Genomic DNA, 20897 nt, shown 5'->3' with positions numbered 1-20897 from the left:
CTTTAACCAAATATCGGGAAATGAAGTAGAAATAAATTTAGGAGGAAACCATTATGACAAACCCTAGCATGAAAAAAGCCGCAATTATTTTGAGTTTTTCAATTGTTACAGCTGTATTTTCCGGTCAAGCCTGGGCTGAGCAAGGTACAAGTACTTCAACTCCTGCTAACGTAACGAGTTCAGATCGCAGTAATCCTTATGAGGTTGCGGGCATCAACGATCCAGCGGAATTTACGACTTATTTTGCAAAATTACAGAAAGCAGTTAAGGGCAACAACCCAGCAGAAGTGGCAGATTTGATCTCCTATCCACTGAATTTAAACAAAGACAACAAAAAATATGTTTTTTATAACAAAAATGAATTTATTAAGAAATATGATCGTATCTTTACTTCCCGTGTACGTGAAAATCTGCTGGCTCAAAAAGCCGATAAGGTGTTTGTGAACTACCAAGGGATTATGGTTGGAGATGGAGATTTGTGGATTGGTAAACAAAACAATAAACTTGGAGTTATTGCGGTTAATATCATTAACAATCCATATGAAGTCGCAGGCATCAACGATCCAATCGTATTTGAGCATAACTTCAGTTTGCTCCAGAAAAACGTTAAAGAAGGGAAAAAATCCGAAGTAGCCAATTTGATGGTGTACCCGTTGAAAGTGAATCATAACGGAAAAACCATGCAAATCAAAACCAAGAAGGATTTTATTGCCAAATACGACAAAATCATAACTGCTAAAGTTAAGAAGGCATTATTAGCGCAAAAAGCCGATAAAGTATTTGTCAATTGGAAAGGTGTCATGATTGGTAAAGGAGAACTGTGGATTGGACAGTTTGGGGAGCAGGTTGGTGTGTTTGTTATAAACCAGTAATTGAAAACTCATAATCCGGTGAACTGGTTCCCTTGGTCGGAGGAAGTTCTTGTGTTTAATATAGCAATAAAAGAACTTCCTAAAAGGAGACAAAATATACAGTTTGCTAATCCAAGTTGCAACATTGCAATCTTCCATAATGAAGGATTTGTAGAACACGAAATTGATGTAGAAGTTCAGCGGGCCGTTGTTCTTTGTCAGTTCAGCATAAATACCTTTTGAGCATCTTCAGGGCGGATTCCGGATTGCGGCAATGATAAACCCGTTCACCCATGTTGTCCATGGCCTTAGAATGTTGGCACAAAGAACAACGATAGATTGGCATCAATTGTTTTCTACGGGAGGACTTCTCTTTGTCTTTGGTGCAATTAGCTTTATTGTAGCTGTCCATTTTTTAAAACAATTGTGTGAAACAAACAACCTTACAAGCGTGTAAGGCAATTGTCATCTAGATCAATAGTATCAACCTAGCTGCTTCTCTATACTAATCCATTGAAAGGATTATTTTTAAGGGGGAGTTGGCGTGAGGTTTTTTGAGATTCTGTTATTCTTTTCAAGTGCTTGTTTATTTGCACTTCTGTTCATTTTCAATCAACGTATCCAAAGATCAGCTTTGCTCCTGACAAGCGGAGCAGGCTCCATTTTTTTAGTGATACATTTGCTTGTCGAAGGATACAGGGTTCAGCTTTTATTTTTATACGGGTTTACGATCCTGATGCTTCTGCTTTCGCTTAGAGACGTTTTCATAACGCCGAAAGCCGTTCGGACTGCCTCGCGAATCCGTAGGGTGCTGGGCCGTCTTTTTATCGTGATTGGGCTAATCGCAACGGGGTGCTTCCTCTATGTGTTTCCCGTATTCGACATTCCGGCGCCAACCGGCAAGTTGAAGGTAGGCACGCAAGTCTTTCATTTCACTGATCCAAGCCGGGAGGAGACATTTGGCAAAACCGCGACAGGCAAGAGGGAGTTGATGGTTCAGGTATGGTATCCGGCTCAAGCTGGCACCGGCAAATATGCTCCCTTTATTCCCGATACCCCAATTTTATGTTATATGGCCGCGAACTATGGCCTTCCCGGGTTTACTTTTGAACATCTGAAGTACGTATCCAGTCATGCTTATTCAGGGGCCGAAGTCTCTTCGGCACAGACTTCATACCCGCTGATCCTTGCGAATCCCGGCAACGGCTCCTCCAGGTTCCTCCACACGTCGCAAGCCGAAAATCTCGCGAGTCACGGATATATCGTGGCAGTGATCGACCACACCTACAATACATTTGCAACCGAGTTTCCGGACGGCCGAATCACGACCAGCACAACCGACGACTTATTCTCGCCCGACCATGACTACCGGACGGAAAGCGGAAATCGCGACAAGTTGGGAAAAGTTTTAACCGGCGATGTGGTGTTTGCGCTGGACCAATTCGAGCTCATCCAATCGGGGCAGATTCCAAGTCATTTAAAAGGGAAGATTGATCTCGGCCATGTCGGGGTGTTCGGTCATTCCATCGGCGGAGCGACGGCCTATGACGCATCTTACGATCCGCGAATCGCGGTTGGCATAGACTTGGATGGAGGGCTTTATCGGCTGCGTGACAGAGAGGGTCTGCAAAAGCCGTTTTTGTTCATCAACTCGGAAAGCGAATTCGAAAGATTAAAAATGGTGATGGATAACCGGGTCTACACGGATGCAGAGCTTAAGCGTATGGGCTCAACAAGAGAGTGGAATGACCAGGTAACGGAAGATAAAAAGCTGGAGCTTGAACGGATGCGCGAAACGGTCGGCGAAGGGGACAATTCCTCTATATCGAAAAAACGGAGCATTTAAACTTTACCGACGTACAGTTCATTTCTCCAATTTTCAAAATGCTGGGCATTACAGGAAAGATTGCGCCCGAAAGAGCGGACTCCGTTATCAATGCCTATATACTGGATTTCTTTGATATGTATCTGAAAAATCAAGGCGGAAGCTTAATGAAAGGACCGGATAGCCGCTTTCCGGAGGTGAAATTCGTAACCTCGCTTTTATAAATTACAGAATAAGCTACCGATTTTGATATGCTCCCCTTCAAGCAGACAGGTTTGATAAATAAACCGGTACTTGAAGGGGAGTTTTTTTATTTCTGTTTAGACCAAATGAGAGTTCTTTGTGAGGAATTAGAGCCCTGTAGATATATTTTTTGAATGTTATCAAAATCATTATTAATTGAAATATTAAAATCTCCAGCTGATCCATTCAATGATAATGGACTTCCTTTTATTTCTTAATCCGGTTTGCAAAAATAAAGAAATCAGTTATATTCAATGTAATTAGATAATCTAACTATAGGAGTAAGGAGGTATACAAATTGAAAAGAAAGCCTGCCAAGGAATATATGACTGAGCAACAATTACCGAGACTTGGAACGTTCCCTTATCTGAAGTTGATGGAGCGTACAGCCTCATCCGATACTAATCTAAAATCAGCGCATCTTGGACTGCTTATGCTGTGGCTTGGAGATAATATTTTAGACATGGTGGATATTGATTTAGCTGCTTTTGACATCACGGAGAGCAAGTTGGATCTATTACTCCTATTATCCCTTCACGCAGATCAGGAGTTGGTTACACCTTCATCCTTAGCAGACCGATTGGGGATTCGCCGGTCGTCCGTAACGTCCTTGTTAATATGGCTGGAGAAAAGAAATTTAATTGTTCGTGAACCGTATGCCAAGGACGGCCGCATGACTCACGTTCGTATTAGCGCTGAAGGGATTACGCTTGTGAATCAAATATTGCCTACGTTCTGGTCTACGTGCGCATCCCTTGTTGATGAATTAGATAAAGAGGAGCTAACGGTGTTCCAAAATGTATTGGTTAAACTAAATGCAAGCTTAGAAAAACGACTTGGATCGGGCAGATAATTTTTTGTCATATAGTTAGATAATCTAATTACATTCGAACAAATTTTATAATTGAGGTGTAATATGAACAATCCAATCAATGCTGCGGCTACAAATAGAAATTACCCACTTATGACCATCATTCTTTGCTGGACTGGCCTTGTAGTTATGTCCAGTTTATATGTAACGATTCCGCTAATTACATTGTTTGCACAGCTTTTTGAAGTTTCCACGACGAATGCCGCTGCCAGTAGCGCTTGCCTACGCGGTGGAGATGTATCCAGCGGAAAACGGGTAACTACTATTGGTTTTATTAGTACTGGATTTCTGATTGCAGGTATCGTTGGGCAAGTGGGTGGTAAGATGCGCGGGATTGCTGTCTCCGTATATACTTTTATATTGTTTACAGGCACAAGCTTCGGTCCGATTATCTCGCTTCAATTGATGAATCATGCAAGTTTTTTAATTACGTTTCTTCTCTTGGCATGTATTCTGTCCATTGGGTTGCTAGCAGCATGTCTTATTCATCATGAAGAGGCAGGGGAGTAACATAGTCAGAATATTTGTGATTAATAAACAAAAAAAGATAAAAATAATGCAGCAGTAGCGCCCTCCCCTGCCAATTTGGGTAAACTATCCCTAGACAACACTTTACCCAAATTATCCGAAATGAGGGGACGCCAGGTGACAACTCATAAAACACCCAATAGATTAGCGAATGAAAAATCACCCTACCTGCTCCAACACGCCCATAACCCTGTGGATTGGTATCCATGGGGCGAAGAGGCTTTTGCTAAGGCCCAGTCTGAGAACAAGCCGATCTTCTTATCAGTCGGCTATTCGACTTGCCATTGGTGTCACGTAATGGAAAGAGAATCCTTCGAGGATCAGGAAGTCGCTAAGCTCCTTAATGATCATTATGTCGCCATCAAGGTGGACCGCGAGGAGCGGCCGGATATTGATGCGCTGTATATGTCGGTGTGTCAGGCGCTGACGGGGAGCGGGGGGTGGCCGCTGACGGTGCTGCTGACGCCGGAGAAGAAGCCATTTTATGCGGGGACGTATTTTCCGAAGCGGCAGATGTTCGGGCGCATTGGGCTGATGGAGGTGCTGGAGCAGATTCACCGCAAATGGGAGCAGGACGGCGAAGCGCTGGACCAGCTCGGAGACGAGCTGCTGGCGGATCTCCAGTCGCTGGACCGCAAAAATGCCGGACATGCCGGAGAAGGCGGGGCAGGAGTTCCCGGAGAGGAGCTGCTGCATGAAGCGTATGCGCTGTACCGCCGCCAGTTCGATGAAGAATACGGGGGGTTCGGCAATGCGCCGAAGTTTCCTTCGCCGCATAATCTGTCTTTTCTGCTGGCGTACAGCCAGATGTATAACCAGCCGGAAGCACTGCGTATGGTAGAGAAGACGCTGGAGTCGATGTACCGGGGCGGCATGTACGATCATGTAGGTTATGGGTTCTCGCGTTATTCCACGGACCGGGAGTGGCTGGTGCCGCATTTTGAGAAAATGCTTTACGACAATGCGCTTCTGGCTATTGCTTATTTGGAAGCGTTCCAGATCACGGGGAAACCGCTCTATGCAGAGGTCGCCGAGCAGATCTTTACGTATGTGCAACGTGATATGACGTCGCCGGAAGGGGCTTTCTACTCTGCGGAGGATGCCGATTCCGAAGGGGTGGAAGGGAAGTTCTACGTCTTCTCCCGTGAGGAGATCGAGGAGGCGCTTGGCCTGGAGGATATGCACTCCTATTGCCATGTGTACGGAATTACACCTGAGGGGAATTTTGAGGGTGCGAATATCCCGAATCTGCTGCAAGGGTTGCCGGACGACATGGCGGAACGGATGGGCATGAACCCGCTGGGATTGCGGACCCGGATGGAGGAATGGCGCGAGAAGCTGTTCGCTTACCGGGAGCAGCGCATTCATCCGTCGAAGGATGATAAGGTGCTCACATCCTGGAACGGGCTGATGATCGCGGCGCTGGCGAAGGGAGCCAAAGCGCTGCAAAAGCCGGAGTACGCTGGGGCCGCAGCCGCGGCGGCGGACTTTATCTGGCACAAGCTGCGCCGCCGTGAGGACGGCAGGCTGCTGGCCCGCTACCGGGATGGAGATGCGGCAATTCCCGCTTATCTGGACGACTACACGTTCCTGCTCTGGGGGCTGACCGAGCTGTACGAAGCTACAGGCCAAGCTGTTCATTTGGAGCGGGCGTTGACGCTTAAGGATGGGCTGCTGGAACTGTTCGCCGATCAGGAAAGGGGCGGGTTCTTCTTCACAGGCCATGACGGTGAGGAGCTGCCGATCCGTTCCAAGGAGCTGTATGACGGTGCGCTTCCTTCGGGGAACTCGGTGGCAGCGAAGCTGCTGTGGAAGCTGTCGGTGATGACCCAGGATGTGGAGCTGAAGACGGCCGCTGAGCGTACGGCAGCGGTAATGGCTGCAGCAGCATCCGAGTACCCTCCGGGATATGCGATGTATTTGCAGGCTCATCTGGCAATGGCTTCCGGCGGCCGGGAATGGGTGCTGTCCGGGAAGCGGGAGGATTCCGCGCTTCACGGTATGCTGGCCCAGGTGCAGCAGGCGTATCTGCCTGACGCTGTGCTGCTTGTCCGCTGGGAAGGAGACGCAGAAGGGATTCTCCGTCTGCTTCCGCATCTGGCAGACAAACCGGCGGTTAACGGGGAAGCGACAGCTTACGTCTGCCGGAATTTTGCCTGCCGTGCACCGGTTACGAGCATGGAGGCGGTCAGGGAGCTTTTGGCTACAGGCCATCGGGAAGTGTAGCATAGAAACAACAGGGCAGCCTGTGGCAAGGGCTGCTCTTTGTTTTGTGCGACCGGCCGTCACTACTTTAGCTCAGAACGCTAAAAATCTGGAAGATTGGAGATCCATATCTCCGATTTTGAGTTTGACATATCGTGAATTATCGATATAATGATGGATATGAATCCTATCGAAGTATTTAAGGCTTTGTCGAATGAATCGCGTTTTCAGATCTTGCAGTGGCTAAAAGAACCGAATCTCCATTTTACACCCCATGAAGGGATTGATATGACTGAAGTTGGGGTATGTGTAACCCAGATCACGAACAAGCTGAACATGACGCAGTCGACGGCTTCCCAATATCTTGCGATGATGCAGCGGGCCGGACTGATTACAACCAAACGGATTGGCAAATTTACGTACTACCAAAGAAACGAACAGGTGATTCGTCAATTGGCAGCTTTTATGAAAGATGAGATATAGCCCAGAAACTGAATTCTTATTCCGAGGATTCAGTTTCTATTTGTTATAACATTTCGATATTTCGCGATTTGTTTATTTTTTACTCAAACATATTAACAATTCGCGATATATCTTTATATAAAAGAAAATTAAGGAGTTGAACGATCCATGCCGGTAAGTTGGAAAGTTTATATTTTGGCCATTATAAGTTTTTTGGTGGGGACATCTGAGTATATTGTGTCTGGAATTTTAGACCGCATCTCACTTTCATTCGGCGTTTCACTGGCTGCTGGTGGACAATTGATCACGATCTTCTCGCTCGTATATGCAATCTGTACACCCATTCTTATGGCACTGACGGCAAGCATGGACAGACGAAGATTAATTCTATCAGGTCTGGGCTTGTTCGTTGCAGCTAACATTTTATCCTTTGTTCTGCCTGGGTATGGGTTATTCGTGGTCGCACGTATTATTATGGCGCTTGGTGCGGGAATAGTCGTAGTTACGGCACTAAATATTGCAGCTAAAATCGCCCGGGAAGGCAGGCAGGCAAGCTCGATAGCAACGGTTGTCATGGGCTTCACAGCTTCTCTGATTATTGGTGTTCCTCTGGGAAGAATGACAGCAGATGCCATCGGATGGAAGTATATTTTCATAGGTATTGCACTGCTGGGGCTGATTTCCATGCTGATTATTTTTCTTACAATTCCACGTATCAAAGGTGATGAACCCATTCCCTTATCGCAGCAGCTTGCATTGCTGAAGGAACCAAAAGTGGCCTTGGGATTAGCCGTTACGTTCTTCTGGCTCGGAGGATATTCCATCGCGTATACTTATTTGTCCCCGTACCTGATTACGATTTCGGGGATTAACGACAGCTACATCAGTGGTGCACTGTTAATCTTCGGTATTGCCAGTATGATCGGTTCGAAAATTGGCGGCTTCAGTACGGATCGCTGGGGAGTGTATCCTACGTTATTTGGCGGGATGCTGTTGCATATATTGATGCTTGTCCTATTGTCTCTTGTTACCCATTCCGTTGTCGGTGTGCTGGCTGTGCTTTTGCTCTGGTCATTTGCAGCCTGGTCAACCGGGTCCACCCAACAGTACCATATCACTACCTTGAAACCCGAAGCGTCGGGGGTTATGTTAGGCCTGAACCAGTCGATGATGCAGCTGGCTATGGCGGCTGGGGCTGGGATTGGAGGACTTGCGGTTCAGCAGATTGCGCTGTCTTCGATTACATGGATTGGTGCAGCTAGTGTGTTTTTGGCAACAAGTGCAACTCTGATTTTATATCGGCTTGGAGCTGAAAGAAAAACTGTGCTCGAACAAAAGCTATAATAGGCTGGGAGAGCGTCATGTCAGAACGGGTTCCATCCATACTTGACGTCTTTTTTGACAGGGAATGAAGTTGAAATATATTATTATTTCATACGTTCGTTTTGAAATGAGTATAAAGGATGATAAGGAGAGATACCCAATGAAAATCATTTACCATGGTCATTCCTGCATTCAGATTGAGGTGAGCGGCAAGTCGCTCATTATTGACCCGTTTCTTAGAGGCAACCCCGCTGCGGTCACCAAACCGGAGGAGGTCAAGACAGATATGGTGCTGCTGACCCATGCCCATGTGGATCACATTCTGGATGCTGCGCCGATTGCGCTGCAGAATAATGTGCCAATCGTGGCGAATGTGGAGTTGGCTGGTTACATGGAAGGACAAGGCGTCCAGACTATCGGGATGAACATCGGGGGAACGGTTGATCTTGGTTTTGCCAAGGCGACGATGATTCATGCTTTTCATAGCTCCGGCATTACGCTGGAAGACGGGCAGAAAGCGATTTATGGCGGCATGCCTGCGGGATTCATTATTCAGGCGGAAGGACGCACTGTTGTGCACACCGGGGACACGGGCCTGTTCGGAGATTTGAAAATGTTCGGTGAGTTGTACGACATCGATCTGGCGGTTCTGCCTATCGGGGGGCATTACACTATGGGACCGGAGCATGCGCTGATTGCCGCCAAATGGCTGGGAGCCAAGCAGGTGCTTCCGATTCACTACAATACCTTCCCGCCTATAGTGCAGGATGCGGATGCTTTTGTGCGGGCGCTTGGGGAAGAAGGAATCAGAGGCACGGTGCTTGGCTACGGGGAGTCACTGGAGCTGTAGACGATAGTCGATTCAGAAGTATTCAGCACAAGTTGGAGAATATGGCGGTAGAACATCACTTCGGTGGTGTTCTTTTTTTGGGGTTATATTGGAAAAAGACTTCATTTCCCGTGGATGCGGACTTAGGAGACGTTATATTGAATTCTTGAGTCTGGAATCGCTGCAGATGGTTCAATTGTATCCTTCTCCGAGATTTCATTGATACGAAAACCATGATTTCCTATGTTGCGGATAACGAGCAGAAGATATATGTATAAAAATTAAACTAAATGATTGACTAATACCAAGTTATCTTATAGGATATAAAATAAATCGACTGACTGATCAATCAGTTTTGAATTCAAGGGAGGGGAAATCCCATTTCGCGCGAAGAAACAAATACCAAAAAAAGTGAAGAACGCAGAAGCGAACTGCTTGGAATCGCTCTGGAGCTGTTCGCCAAATTCGGATACCATAATACGAAAATCTCGGATATCGTCAAGCAGGCCGGTGTCGCACAAGGCACGTTTTACTGGCATTTCAAGAGCAAGGAAGCCATTGCTCTGGAGATTATCGCGAGCGGCAGAGCCGAGATTGCGAAGGTGATCGGTCAAGGATACCGAAGCCATTCAGGAACCGTAGAGGATATGGTTACTGCGTCCGAGCTGCTTTTAACCAGCCTGTTCCGTTTTGCGGGCAGCAACCGTTATTTCATGGAGCTTTTGTATGCCGGAGCCGGCAATGACGAGGTCATCCGCAGCGCGGTGAATGAAACGAGAAATGAGATGGAACGGGCATTCCGGCGCAATATCGAACGTGCGGTGGAACTGCAGATGCTTCCGGCTAACATTGATTCCTCACTCCGGGCGATGCTCCTGGTGAGTCTTATTGAGGGCGTGATTTCCCGCTGGCTGTTCGGGCCAAGGGAGACGGAATCCGAGCTGTCCCGGAAGACCGCTGAGGAGCTTGCTGCCGAGACAGCCAGATTCGAGTTCTTTGGTCTGCTGGGCACAACGAAGAATACAGCGAATGAAGTCAAGAAGGGGAGTTCGAAATGATATCAGTCCTATGGAGCAATCACAGTTATACGGTTAGCAGCGACAATACGTATGAAGCGCCCGCAGGCGCCAGACAGTCTCCCATGGATATTCTGTGTGAGTCACTGGGCATGTGCATCGCGGTTTCCCTTGTCAGATTGATGGGGGATGCGGGACTGGACAGCAATCTGCTGACAGTCGAAGTAGTGCCTCATAAAGCCCATGGAGGGGCACCCCGTGTGGAGAATATGAACGTCTCGGTGATATTCCCCGGCGCATTAAGCACGGAAATCAAAGAGAAGCTGCTGCTGCAGGCGTCCCGGGTGTGTACCATTGGCAACACCTTAAAACGCGGCAGTGAAATTACTTACGAAATCAAACCATAAGCGGAGGTTATCATCAATGGCAATCCTTAAAGAGCATACAGCGGGCCAGCAGGGAAATATAGTAGCCCTCGAAGATTACGCGATTCAATCGGTCCCGGCGGAAAAACGAAAAAGTTGGCTTAATGTTGCTTTTACCAGCTGCGGATGGATTATCTCCTTATCGACCATATTTGTAGGGGGATCACTCGCAGCGGGCATGACCTTCGGACAAGCCATTCTGGCGGCGGTAATCGGGATGACCATTCTGGCGGTGTACGGGTTTTTCCAGGGCTGGATGGGAGCCAAATACGGTGTGGCTACCGCTGTTCTCGCCCGGCAGGCCTTCGGCCGGGCCGGTGCCGGACTGTTCGGCATTCTGCTGTCGCTGACGATGGGGATCGGCTGGTTTGGCTGGCAGGTTGCTTTTTTCGGATCAACGATTGAGCAAATGTTCCCCGGCCAATGGTTTGCGGACCCGACCTTTGCGATTATCTGGGGCGGCGTGCTTATGATTTTTACGGCTTTGATCGGCTATAAGGGGATTACTTATTTAAGCTTTGTTGCTGTGCCGCTGGTCATTGTTCTTTCGATCTGGGGGATATTTGTTGCCGCCGATGCTTCTGGCGGATTAAGTGATTTGTTTGCTCTTCAGCCTACCGGCGCGTCCCTTGGCTTATTCGCGGGAATCACTCTGGTAGTGGGGAATGCGGCGCTTGGCGCCATCGTGTTCCCGGATGTTTCGCGGTATGGGAAGACACCTCTGGCCGGCGGTATGGGCGCAGCGGTTGGTTATTTTGTCGGCGGGATTTTTTCGGTGGTTGCCGGAGCGGCTATGACCTTTGCGGCACAACTGCCTGACCTGGGGTCCACTCCTAATATCCCGGCTGTAATGGCCAAGCTTGGCATGGGCTTCTTTGCTTTTTTGATTCTGGTTTTTGCCCAATGGTCCAACAATGACAACAATCTGTATACAGGCGCACTTGGTCTGCGCAACGTGGTGAAGCTGCCGAAGTTCGTTCTGGTGCTCATCATGGGGGGGCTGGGTATTGTGATTGCGCTGACAGGCTATCAGGACCATTTCGTGCCGTTCCTGAACTTCCTTGGTGTCTATGTGCCGCCGATTGCCGGAGTTATGATTGCCGATCACTGGATTGTGCGCAGAGGTACCTATCAATTTGGTGAGGGCACGAAGTATAGCGGAATTAATCTCGCGGCCATCGCCGCCGTGATCATTGCAGGCGTTATCGCTTCAAATATAGCATGGGGAATCAGCCCAATTAATTCGACCGTTCTGGGTCTGATCATCTATCCGGTGCTGACTGCGCTGCTGCGGCTGCTGCGGATTCCCTATGAGTGGGGACAAACTACGGAAGATTCTACAGGTTACTAAACTTTAACGGTTTCAAGAAAAGGGCAGGAGGTCAACAAATGACAGCAGAGAATAACAGTTGGATGCTTGGGATTGATGTGGGGGGCACGTTTACGGATCTGGCAGCTTTGGATGAACGGGGGAACATTACGGCCACCAAGACTCCTTCAACCCCCGATCCCTCGGATGGAGTGATTCAGGGTATTGAGAAATTGTCCGGGCAGCTGAATATCAGCATGCTGGATTTCCTTACCCGCTGTTCGCTGCTTGTGCATGGGACAACGGTGGCAACCAACACGATTCTGGAGTATAACGGGGCCAAAGTGGGATTGATTACTACCGAGGGATTCAGGGATGAGATTGAATTCCGCCGCGCTTATAAGGAAAGTGTATTCTCGCCGCGTCTCCCTGCACCGTACCGGATTGTACCGAGACGCCTTCGTATCGGTGTTCCTGAGCGTGTGGGGGCACAGGGGCAAACCATCATCCCCCTGGATGAGGCAGCGGTACGGGAAGCTATCCGTTTCTTCAAGCAGGAGAAGGTGGAGGCGATTGCTGTTTCTTTCCTGTTCAGCTTCCTGGACCCGGCACATGAGCAGAAGGTGAAGCAGATTGCTCAAGAAGAAGCGCCTGACATCTTTGTTACATTGTCCTCGGAGGTGCTGCCGCAAATCAGGGAGTTTGAACGCGTCAGTACAACCATTGTGAATGCTTATACGGCTCCGGCGATGAAGCGGTACATGGAACGGCTGGACCGCCGTCTGCGGGAGCAGCAGTTCAAAGGCGAGCTTTTTGTCATGCAGTCCAGCGGCGGGGTGCAGAACATTGTGCAGAGCGGGCGGCTTGCTGCAAGCTGCCTGCTGTCCGGACCGGCCGGCGGCGTGACTGCGGCTGCTTTTATAGGTGAACGCATCGGATATAAGGATCTCATCACGGTAGATATGGGCGGGACAAGCTATGATGTCTCGGTCATTGAGCAGCTGCAGCCGACGTTGACGACGGAAAGCTGGATCAGCCGCTACCGTGTGGCGCTGCCGATGCTGGATATCCACACAGTTGGTGCAGGTGGCGGCAGCATCGCCTGGATCGACAACGGAGGCATGCTGCAGGTGGGGCCGCGCAGTGCCGGATCAACTCCGGGCCCGGCCTGCTACGGCCGGGGCGGTACTGAGCCGACGGTAACCGATGCGAATGTTGTGCTGGGATATATTAACCCTGATAACTTCCTGGGCGGTGAAATGAAGCTGGACCGAACCTTGTCAGAAGAAGCCATCCGCCGGGCGGTTGCGGAACCGTTAGGGGTTTCGGTTATTGAAGCGGCGCTTGCGATATCGGAGATTGTGAATAACAACATGTCCAACGCCATCCGGTTTGTAACGACCCAGCGCGGCTACGATCCCCGCAAGTTTGCGCTCCTTGCTGCAGGCGGGGCGGGAGCCGTTCATGCTGGACGGCAGGCTGAGGAGCTTGGCATCAATACGGTTATTGTCCCGGGCTTCGCCCCTGTGCTGTGCGCGCTTGGCGATGTGATCGCCAACCTCAAAGTCACTGAATTGCGCACGTTTTACGGAAATTCGAAAGAGCTGCAACTGGCTGATATCAATCAGCGTTTTGAGCAGATGGAACGTTCTGCCAAAGAAAAGCTCGGAGAGAGCGGAAAGCTTAATCTGAATATGGAAGTCCGCAAATATGCGGATATGCGTTATGAAGGCGAGGTTCATGAGGTAACGGTTCCGATCCGCACACGTACCCGTAAGATTACGGAACTGAATATGGAAGCTGCCTTTGGGCAGTTCCATGAACTGCATGAGCGGCTCTATGCCCACAAAAATATCGGTCAGGAAATCGAACTGCTGAATTTGCGGCTCGATCTGATCGGGGTCCGGGACCGGATACAGCTGCAGGAAGGCCAGTTCAGTGAAGAAGATCCCGGCGCGGCTCAAATCTCCTCCCGCCCGGTATATTTTGGACAGCAGGCGGATGAGACGAAGATTTATGACAGCTCACTGCTGGTGCCGGGCAATCTGATTGTAGGCCCGGCGATTATTGAGCACTGGGGATCGACGATTGTCGTGTATCCGGGAGATGAGGCGCTGATTGACCCGGGCGGCAACTGTATTATTGAGGTGCGGAAAGAAAAGGAGGCGGTATAGGATGCCTCCAGTCCACAGTATTGAAGACCAGATTATCTACGGTAAAATCGCAGCGGTGAGCCGCCATGCAGGGGAACAGCTGCAGCGGATCTCCCGGTCGCCGCTGATCGCTGAATCGCGGGCCTTTGCGGCCGGGATTGTAACAGAAGCTGCGGGGCTTGTTCATCAAATCCAGGGAGAGGCGGAGCACTTGTATGCGCTGCGTGCAAGCACGCGGGCCATGTATGACCATTTTGCCTATGATCTCGAAGAAGGGGATGTGCTGATCTCCGCTGATGTCTACAAGGGCGGAACCAAAGGCCAGATGCTTACGATGGTCCTGCCGTTCTTTCTGGAAGGAGAGCTGACTCTTTCGCCGGTGATCCGGGTTCAGCTAACGGATCTTGCGGGGGAATATCCCGGGGATATCATCCCGAAGCCTTTGAGATGTGGCAGGAAAGTATGCGCATCACCCCTGTCAAGCTGTATACAGGCGGCAAGCTGCAGCGGGATGTGCAGCGTTTTGTACTGGCAAACAGCCGGACTCCAGAGCTGCTGGCATCCGATCTGGATGCGCTTCGGGCAAGTCTGCTGCAGGCCCAGACCGGACTGCGTTCGATTATCCAAGCCTATGGCTTGAGTAAGGTGGCCCGGGCCATCGGGCAGATGAAGGCACACACGCAGGAGCAGGTCCTGAACCTGCTCCCGGAAGGCCGGAAGGAGTGGTGTGGTGCTGCCGATTTCTCGGCTTCAAAGGTAAGCGGAAGGGTACAGGTCCGGATGCAGCGGGTGGGGAATCTCTGGAAAGCGGATTTCACCGGTTCTGCCTCGCAGGTGGATGCGCCGTTCAATTGCAGTGAGGCAACCACATCTGCCTGCGCGGTTACGGCAATATTGGCAGAGCATTTGGAATCTCTGCCGGTTAATGACGGTTTGCTGGATGTGTTCGAATTCAGGCTGCCAGCCGGGAGTATTGTGAATCCCGCTTATCCATCTGCTACTGCGCTCGGATATCATACGGCCGGGCAGGCTGTAGCTGCAGCCGTCACTCATGCATTAAATGAATCTGGCAATGGCGAAGGGAAGTTTCCGGCTGTTCATGGTGCTGCACCGCTTACGGTGCTCTATGCACCCATAGGGACGCAGAAGCAGACAGTGCCTGTGTTCCTTGAACTGGGCTATACGGCATCTGCCAGCGGGTGGGGCCCGCCGGTGCTGCACAGCGGCCGCAGGCTCGCCTCGGCGGAGGAGCTGGAGTGGAGAAGCGGACTGCGCATGACACAGCGGGAACTGGCCGGGGATGAGGTTATGGAAGTACGGGTTGAGCTGCTGGACGGCAGCTGGGAGGCCTGTATTTTTGTGCCGGATCAAGCGGATTCATCCGGTCTGTCAGTGGCTGTAGAGAGCTGTGGAGAAGTGTGGAAAGGTACGGTTACAGGACTGCCTCTATCGGCTGGTGCAACAATCCATTACACATTTGCCCGGAATGGCGGCGGGAGACCCGCAGAAAAGGAGGTTGGCCTTCATGGCACGAAAGGTTGATGATTGGCTGCTCAGCCAGATTGTAGGCGGCACTCTCGATTCAGTCGCTGAAGAAATGAGCGCAGTTGTTACACGCACTGCCCGTTCGCCTATTTTTAATGAAGCGCATGATTTTACGACAGGTGTTTTTGATTTCACCCGCAACTCCACCAGACTTGTGGCCCAGGCACCGGGCTGCACGCTGCATTTGTATGCCATTGTCAGCGCAGTAGACCAGCTAATGGAGGCCTTCAGAAATGATCTGCATCCCGGCGATGTGCTGCTGGTGAATGATCCTTACCATGGCGGCTCGCACAGTCTGGATTGGACCATAGTAATGCCGGTCTTCCACGGCCGCAGACCCATTCTGCTTCCTGCGGTACGAAGCCATATGGGAGATAACGGAGGGCCCGTAGCCGGAGGTTACAACCCGCGTTCCCGGGACATCTGGCATGACGGGTTGCGGATTCCACCCATTAAGCTGTATGCGCGCGGCGAGAAGCGCCGCGATGTCTTCGAGATGATTCTGGCGAATAACCGGCTGGAGCACTGGCTTGAGGGGGATCTGGACGCAATGATCGGCGCCTGCAAGATGGCCGCCGAACGGATCGGGCAGCTGCTGGAACGTTACGGCCCTCCCTCCGTCATCGGTGCAATTGAGCAGCGGATCGAATACACGGAGCGGAGGGTGCGCGAGGAAATTTCCAGTTGGCCCGACGGCACGTATACGGCGGAAACTTTCGCTGACCACGATTTTCAGGGGAACCGTGACATCAAAATCCGTGCGACAGTAAAGGTTGAAGGCAGCGGGCTTGAGATTGACTTTACAGGGTCCTCGCCGCAGGTAGCCGGATTCATCAACAGTCCGCTTTCCAATACGACTTCATTTGCTTTTGTTGCGGTCTCCACCTGCTGTGACGAGAGCATACCGATCAATGAAGGGTACATGAATCCGGTCAAGGTTACGGCTCCTGAAGGCACGGTGGTCAATCCGCGCCTGCCGGCCCCATGCGGGCATGCCACAGCCTGTGTGGGTGCTGAAATTGCCGAAGCCGTTCTCCTTGCGATCTCCCAGTGTGCGCCTGAAAGAGCAGGCGTCAATGCGCATAAGCTGCCGCTGGCGTATACTAACGGAACCTATGAAGATGGGCGTCCATGGGTCAATCTGAACTTTTTCGGCTATACGGGCGGGGCCGGAGGCGCCTTCGAAACCGATGGCTGGGGATTGTATCCGCCGGTAATGACCGGGGTGATCCTGCCTTCCATTGAGATGAATGAACTCCAGTATCCAAGCCGTGTGCTTAAGCATGAATATGCCGCAGATTATACGGGAGCCGGTCAATACCGCGGTGCGCCGGGACTTGAAGTGAAAATACAGCATCTTGAGCCAAGCTACACCAGTGTGATGATGGCCGGGGTACGCAACACAACCCGCGGTTTATGCGGGGGCGGCGACGCGCCTGCGAATCTGGTGGTACTCGGCGACGGCCAATCAGCCCCTCTTGAAGTCCGGGAAACAGCTTTTCATGTACACATGGAACCGGGCGGCATCATTACATTCCACCGTGCCGGAGGCGGAGGCTGGGGAAATCCGCTGCTTCGGGAGCCGGGCAAAGTGCTGGAGGATGTTCTGAACGGTATCGTGTCTGTCGAAGGAGCAGAACGGGAGTATGGCGTAGGGATTGTTCGTGTCGATGGAGGGTTTGCGGTCGATGACCGCAAAACGGCAGAACTCCGGCAGCTAAAAGAGGGCTGAATTAATTCAGCCCCATCAACCAGTAAGGGATGAGCCGCGGCAATACACGGTTCATCCCTTTTTTATATCACGGATCATTATGTATTCTCCGGTTCCTTCGGCACCACCCGTGCCGGCCGGGTTACCCAGTTGCTTCGGTTCATCGGCTTGACCGTATCAATGCGCGGAATAAAGCTTTCCTCAGGGGCCGGCGCAGGCTGTGACTTGTTATCTGTTACCTCTGCCGCTATATTCTTCTTCGACAGGCCCCGTCCGTTATGCTTGCCTTTGTTCCATACTCTTCCCTTGCTCATGATTACACTCCATTTCTGTAGGCTTATGCTTCCACCATATCACATCAGGATACGTTAAGAAAGATCAGGTAGCATAAAACGGGCTGTTTGACAAGTTATAAAATGTACTATTGATCGCGTATCAGGGTAGCTATAATGAAACAGAATTGAAAGGAGCGCACCCTCATGCCCATCAAGATTATTACGGATAGCGGTTCGGACTTACCCCTGGAGTATGTGGAAAAATTTAATATTGACATCGTTCATTTGCCGGTTCACTTCGGTCATGAGCTGATGCCGGAGGATACGGATACCCAGGTTTTTTATGCTAAAATGCGCGAATCCAAGGAGCTGCCCAAAACAGCCTGCCCCAGTCCGCAGGTATTCCTGAACAAATTCAAACAAGTGGAACCGGGCACCGATATTGTGGTTATCTGTATGTCCTCTAATATAAGCAGCACTTATCAGACGGCGGTGATCGCCAAGGAAATGTACGAAGAAGAAGGCCATTCGAATGCGATTGAGATCATAGATTCGAAGAACTTTTCGGGGGGCCTGTCCCTCATTGTCGCTTTTGCCGCCAAATGGTCGCTGACCTGCTCCGGTCTGGCGGAGCTTAAGCAGATGGTTCTGGATAAGATCGGGGAAGTGAACGCATACTTTACGCTGGATACGCTGGAGAATGTGATCAAGGGCGGGCGGCTGAACCGGCTGTCCGGAGCAGTGGCTTCTGTGCTGAACATCAAGCTGCTGCTGAAAATCAGCGACGAAGGGACCGTTGAGGTGGTAGAAAAAACACGCGGGCTTCCCAAAGCGTTGAGTCACCTGCTGGCAAAGCTGGAACACAAACAGCATGATTACGAAAAAGCGGTGATTGCCATTGTGCACAGCAACTGCGAGAAGCTGGCGCAGGAGATCAAGGAGCGGATTCTGGAAAAGCATCCCTTCAAAGAGATCCTATTTTCCAGTATGGGACCTGTGATGGGCACCTATGCGGGCGAAGGCGGAATCGGCGTGGCTTTTTAACACCCGCTCTTCACGCTGTCAGGAAGGCCGTACCCGGAAACCCGCCCGGTGTGCGGTTTTTTTGTATCATAAAACTTTATCTTTTCTTTAGATTTGGTTTAGACTGGATTAAGAATGGCAGGCTATAGTTACAATTAACGCGCCTTGCGGGAAAAGATAGAGGGGGATTCACCATGTACACCATTCTGATTGCCGACGATGAATTGGAGATTGTTGAGCTTCTGCAGCTGTATCTGGAGAAGGAATACAACATTTTGCAAGCACAGAACGGGAACGAAGCTTTGAAGCTGATGCAGAGCCACACCGTGGACCTGGCGATTCTCGATATTATGATGCCGGGTATGGACGGGCTGCAGCTGCTCAAGCGAATCCGTGAAAATGATCATTTTCCAGTGCTGTTTCTATCAGCCAAAAGCCAATACCATGATAAAATCCTGGGCCTTGAACTGGGAGCGGATGATTATATCTCCAAGCCGTTCAACCCGCTGGAAATCGTTGCCCGTGTAGGTTCCATGCTGCGGCGGGTCCATGAGTTCGATGCTCCGGCCGTCCAGGAGAAGAAGAAGGAGCAGATTGTGCTCGGACGGTTGCTGCTTGACCGGAGCAGCTGTCAGGTTGAGGTGGACGGAGAACCGGTTGCACTGACCTCTACGGAATACAAAATCCTGGAGCTTCTGATGGAGCAGCCGGGCCGGGTATTCACCCGCAAAAAGATTTATGAAGCCGTCTGGGAAGACTTCTATGTTTATGAAGACAACAGTATTATGGTGCATATCAGCAATATCCGCGATAAGATCGAGCGCGATTCCAAGAAGCCGGAATACCTGAAGACGATCAGGGGATTGGGGTACAAAATTGAAGCACCCGTGGAAAAGTAGAGACAACCGTCCGCTGCAGACATCGCTCACCCTGGATTTTCTGCTGTTCAACTGCATGCTGTTGCTGCTTGTGCTTGGAGTCTATCTTTTTATCCAGAAGGATATCACCCACATGATTCTTGACAAGCGGCTCACAGACCCGAATCTTCCGGTCGAAGCCGGTCAATATCTCGATGAGCTGGGCGAAGGGCCGCGGAGCGCCCAACTGCTGCACAGCGGAGGCTGGCTGGAGCTGCTTGATTCCAATAAGCAAGTGATCCGCGTCGTTGGAGATAAGGAGGACCAGATCCGATCTTACGATGAAGACCGTTTATTCCTGGGTCTGGAGAACCGTAAGGATCAGCCTTATTATTATTCGATTGCCAAAATAGAGGGAGACGGGCAGGCAGCCTGGCTGCTGCTCAAAATCCCCCGCGATGTGATCAAAGTGTCCATTGATAATGAATTGCTGGTTTCCTATTTGAACCATTCTGTATTTTTCTACGTATTTTTGGTCAGCGGGCTCATACTGCTGCTGATTTTTGTATATAGCTATTGGGTCACCAGACGCATCAAGAAGCCGCTGCGGGTGCTGAATCTCGGACTGAAGCAGATGATGGAGGGGCACTACAGCACGCGGATTGCCCTGTATGCGGAGACGGAATTTCTGCGGATCGGGGAAAGCTTCAATTACATGGCCGATGTGATTGAGAAGACTACGGAAGAGAAGCGGCGGGCCGAAAAAAGCAAGCAGCGGCTGATGGTAGACCTGTCTCATGATCTGAAAACACCGATTACAAGTATCCAGGGCTATGCACAGGCCTTAATGGAGGGCCGGGGGACCGACCCTGAACGGCAGACGAAATACTTGAATTATATTTACAGCAAATCCGTGCAGGTGACCAAGCTGATCCAGCATATGCTGGAGCTGCTGAAGCTGGACTCACCGGATTTCATTCTCCGCACGGAACGGCTTGAGCTGGGGGATCACCTGCGGGAGATCGTTGCCGACACCTACGGCGAAATCGAGCAAAAGGACTTCCAGCTTCAGCTTCAGGTTCCGGAAGAGGAAATGTATGCCCATTATGATCCGGAGCTGTTCGCAAGTGTTGTTAATAATCTGATCTCTAATGCGCTGGCTTACAATCCCAACGGCACACACCTGCGGGTAAGCGTCTTTCCTGAGGACACAGAGATTCGTATTGAGATTGCCGACAATGGGGTGGGCATTCCGAAGGAGCTCTGGTCCACGATCTTCGACCCGTTCGTCCGGGGAGATGAAGCCCGCAGCACCGCAAGCGGCGGAACCGGGCTGGGGTTATCCATCGCGAAGAAAAACGCCGAGAAGATGGGCGGTTCGCTGGAGCTTGCGAGCAGGGAGGGAGAACCGACGGTATTTACCATCCGGGTTCCGAAATAGTGCGG

The 20897-nt window shown here is 50.6% G+C and carries 18 protein-coding genes and 3 pseudogenes; 19 read left to right on the top strand and 2 right to left on the bottom strand.

Going from position 1 to position 20897, the window contains the following annotated elements; genetic code table 11:
* Window positions 1-53: 53 nt before the first annotated feature.
* From JI735_RS28470 to JI735_RS28430, 9 genes and pseudogenes are all read left to right on the top strand, one after another.
* The gene (locus tag JI735_RS28470) at window positions 54-872 is read left to right on the top strand and encodes a hypothetical protein (RefSeq protein WP_039837610.1); all 819 of its coding nucleotides are present in this window, start codon (window positions 54-56) and stop codon (window positions 870-872) included.
* Window positions 873-923: 51 nt separating this feature from the next.
* Window positions 924-1094, top strand: coding sequence for a hypothetical protein (locus tag JI735_RS28465; RefSeq protein ID WP_202676654.1), 171 nt, complete (start codon window positions 924-926; stop codon window positions 1092-1094).
* A 301-nt stretch (window positions 1095-1395) separates the two neighbouring features.
* Window positions 1396-2900: pseudogene (locus JI735_RS28460) on the top strand (alpha/beta hydrolase family protein).
* A 317-nt stretch (window positions 2901-3217) separates the two neighbouring features.
* On the top strand, window positions 3218-3772 hold the full coding sequence (locus JI735_RS28455) for a MarR family winged helix-turn-helix transcriptional regulator (protein WP_039837606.1): 555 nt from the start codon (window positions 3218-3220) through the stop codon (window positions 3770-3772).
* 63 nt (window positions 3773-3835) lie between these two features.
* A pseudogene (locus tag JI735_RS38175) lies at window positions 3836-4105 on the top strand (MFS transporter); the annotation flags it as partial.
* 330 nt (window positions 4106-4435) lie between these two features.
* On the top strand, window positions 4436-6544 hold the full coding sequence (locus tag JI735_RS28445) for a thioredoxin domain-containing protein (protein ID WP_411830003.1): 2109 nt from the start codon (window positions 4436-4438) through the stop codon (window positions 6542-6544).
* A 159-nt stretch (window positions 6545-6703) separates the two neighbouring features.
* Window positions 6704-7006 (top strand): ArsR/SmtB family transcription factor, encoded by a 303-nt coding sequence (locus tag JI735_RS28440; RefSeq protein ID WP_039837597.1) that lies wholly within the window; start codon window positions 6704-6706, stop codon window positions 7004-7006.
* Window positions 7007-7153: 147 nt separating this feature from the next.
* Window positions 7154-8329, top strand: coding sequence for an MFS transporter (locus JI735_RS28435; protein WP_039837588.1), 1176 nt, complete (start codon window positions 7154-7156; stop codon window positions 8327-8329).
* Window positions 8330-8468: 139 nt separating this feature from the next.
* Entirely contained in the window at window positions 8469-9158 is a 690-nt protein-coding gene (locus JI735_RS28430) for a metal-dependent hydrolase (RefSeq protein WP_039837586.1), read from the top strand.
* Window positions 9159-9451: 293 nt separating this feature from the next.
* Here the strand turns inward: JI735_RS28430 and JI735_RS38005 are convergent, their stop codons facing one another.
* The gene (locus JI735_RS38005) at window positions 9452-9751 is read right to left on the bottom strand and encodes a hypothetical protein (protein ID WP_411830002.1); all 300 of its coding nucleotides are present in this window, start codon (window positions 9749-9751) and stop codon (window positions 9452-9454) included.
* On the opposite strand from JI735_RS38005, the gene JI735_RS28425 reads away from it, so the two are divergent.
* The 7 genes and pseudogenes from JI735_RS28425 (at window position 9632) to JI735_RS28400 (ending at window position 17317) form a co-directional block, all read left to right on the top strand.
* Complete coding sequence (locus JI735_RS28425) at window positions 9632-10195, top strand: TetR/AcrR family transcriptional regulator (protein WP_411830142.1); 564 nt, start codon at window positions 9632-9634, stop codon at window positions 10193-10195. The two genes, JI735_RS38005 and JI735_RS28425, sit on opposite strands and share 120 nt — an antisense overlap.
* A complete protein-coding gene (locus JI735_RS28420) occupies window positions 10192-10560 on the top strand; it encodes an OsmC family protein (protein WP_039837584.1) in 369 nt (122 codons plus the stop codon). The genes JI735_RS28425 and JI735_RS28420 overlap by 4 nt, the downstream gene beginning before the upstream one ends.
* A 16-nt stretch (window positions 10561-10576) precedes the next feature.
* Complete coding sequence (locus JI735_RS28415) at window positions 10577-11929, top strand: cytosine permease (protein ID WP_202676652.1); 1353 nt, start codon at window positions 10577-10579, stop codon at window positions 11927-11929.
* A gap of 38 nt (window positions 11930-11967) precedes the next feature.
* Window positions 11968-14061 (top strand): hydantoinase/oxoprolinase family protein, encoded by a 2094-nt coding sequence (locus tag JI735_RS28410; protein WP_202676651.1) that lies wholly within the window; start codon window positions 11968-11970, stop codon window positions 14059-14061.
* A 1-nt stretch (window position 14062) separates the two neighbouring features.
* A pseudogene (locus JI735_RS36425) lies at window positions 14063-14464 on the top strand (hydantoinase B/oxoprolinase family protein); the annotation flags it as partial.
* 38 nt (window positions 14465-14502) lie between these two features.
* Window positions 14503-15582 (top strand): hydantoinase B/oxoprolinase family protein, encoded by a 1080-nt coding sequence (locus JI735_RS28405; protein ID WP_233476090.1) that lies wholly within the window; start codon window positions 14503-14505, stop codon window positions 15580-15582.
* Window positions 15566-17317: a hydantoinase B/oxoprolinase family protein gene (locus tag JI735_RS28400; RefSeq protein WP_202676650.1), complete on the top strand. Its 1752-nt coding sequence runs from the start codon at window positions 15566-15568 to the stop codon at window positions 17315-17317. The genes JI735_RS28405 and JI735_RS28400 overlap by 17 nt, the downstream gene beginning before the upstream one ends.
* A 77-nt stretch (window positions 17318-17394) precedes the next feature.
* Here the strand turns inward: JI735_RS28400 and JI735_RS28395 are convergent, their stop codons facing one another.
* On the bottom strand, window positions 17395-17610 hold the full coding sequence (locus JI735_RS28395) for a hypothetical protein (protein ID WP_039837561.1): 216 nt from the start codon (window positions 17608-17610) through the stop codon (window positions 17395-17397).
* A 165-nt stretch (window positions 17611-17775) separates the two neighbouring features.
* On the opposite strand from JI735_RS28395, the gene JI735_RS28390 reads away from it, so the two are divergent.
* The 3 genes from JI735_RS28390 (at window position 17776) to JI735_RS28380 (ending at window position 20892) form a co-directional block, all read left to right on the top strand.
* Window positions 17776-18615 (top strand): DegV family protein, encoded by an 840-nt coding sequence (locus JI735_RS28390; RefSeq protein ID WP_039837560.1) that lies wholly within the window; start codon window positions 17776-17778, stop codon window positions 18613-18615.
* Between the two features lie 173 nt (window positions 18616-18788).
* Window positions 18789-19493: a response regulator transcription factor gene (locus tag JI735_RS28385; protein WP_020432171.1), complete on the top strand. Its 705-nt coding sequence runs from the start codon at window positions 18789-18791 to the stop codon at window positions 19491-19493.
* Window positions 19471-20892, top strand: coding sequence for a sensor histidine kinase (locus JI735_RS28380; protein WP_039837559.1), 1422 nt, complete (start codon window positions 19471-19473; stop codon window positions 20890-20892). Before JI735_RS28385 ends, JI735_RS28380 begins: the two co-directional genes overlap by 23 nt.
* Window positions 20893-20897 lie beyond the last annotated feature (5 nt).

Origin of the sequence: Paenibacillus sonchi (genome assembly GCF_016772475.1) — a bacterium.
GTDB lineage: Bacteria > Bacillota > Bacilli > Paenibacillales > Paenibacillaceae > Paenibacillus_AQ > Paenibacillus_AQ sonchi.
This window is presented reverse-complemented; position numbering and strand designations above follow the sequence as displayed.

What these genes read in the sequence shown, in the direction of transcription:
- JI735_RS28470 (WP_039837610.1), top strand. Translation starts at nt 54, where the DNA reads ATGACAAACCCTAGCATGAAAAAAGCCGCAATTATTTTGAGTTTTTCA.
- JI735_RS28440 (WP_039837597.1), top strand. Translation starts at nt 6,704, where the DNA reads ATGAATCCTATCGAAGTATTTAAGGCTTTGTCGAATGAATCGCGTTTT.
- JI735_RS28435 (WP_039837588.1), top strand. Translation starts at nt 7,154, where the DNA reads ATGCCGGTAAGTTGGAAAGTTTATATTTTGGCCATTATAAGTTTTTTG.
- JI735_RS28430 (WP_039837586.1), top strand. Translation starts at nt 8,469, where the DNA reads ATGAAAATCATTTACCATGGTCATTCCTGCATTCAGATTGAGGTGAGC.
- JI735_RS28420 (WP_039837584.1), top strand. Translation starts at nt 10,192, where the DNA reads ATGATATCAGTCCTATGGAGCAATCACAGTTATACGGTTAGCAGCGAC.
- JI735_RS28415 (WP_202676652.1), top strand. Translation starts at nt 10,577, where the DNA reads ATGGCAATCCTTAAAGAGCATACAGCGGGCCAGCAGGGAAATATAGTA.
- JI735_RS28410 (WP_202676651.1), top strand. Translation starts at nt 11,968, where the DNA reads ATGACAGCAGAGAATAACAGTTGGATGCTTGGGATTGATGTGGGGGGC.
- JI735_RS28405 (WP_233476090.1), top strand. Translation starts at nt 14,503, where the DNA reads ATGCGCATCACCCCTGTCAAGCTGTATACAGGCGGCAAGCTGCAGCGG.
- JI735_RS28400 (WP_202676650.1), top strand. Translation starts at nt 15,566, where the DNA reads ATGGCACGAAAGGTTGATGATTGGCTGCTCAGCCAGATTGTAGGCGGC.
- JI735_RS28395 (WP_039837561.1), bottom strand. Translation starts at nt 17,610, where the DNA reads ATGAGCAAGGGAAGAGTATGGAACAAAGGCAAGCATAACGGACGGGGC.
- JI735_RS28390 (WP_039837560.1), top strand. Translation starts at nt 17,776, where the DNA reads ATGCCCATCAAGATTATTACGGATAGCGGTTCGGACTTACCCCTGGAG.
- JI735_RS28385 (WP_020432171.1), top strand. Translation starts at nt 18,789, where the DNA reads ATGTACACCATTCTGATTGCCGACGATGAATTGGAGATTGTTGAGCTT.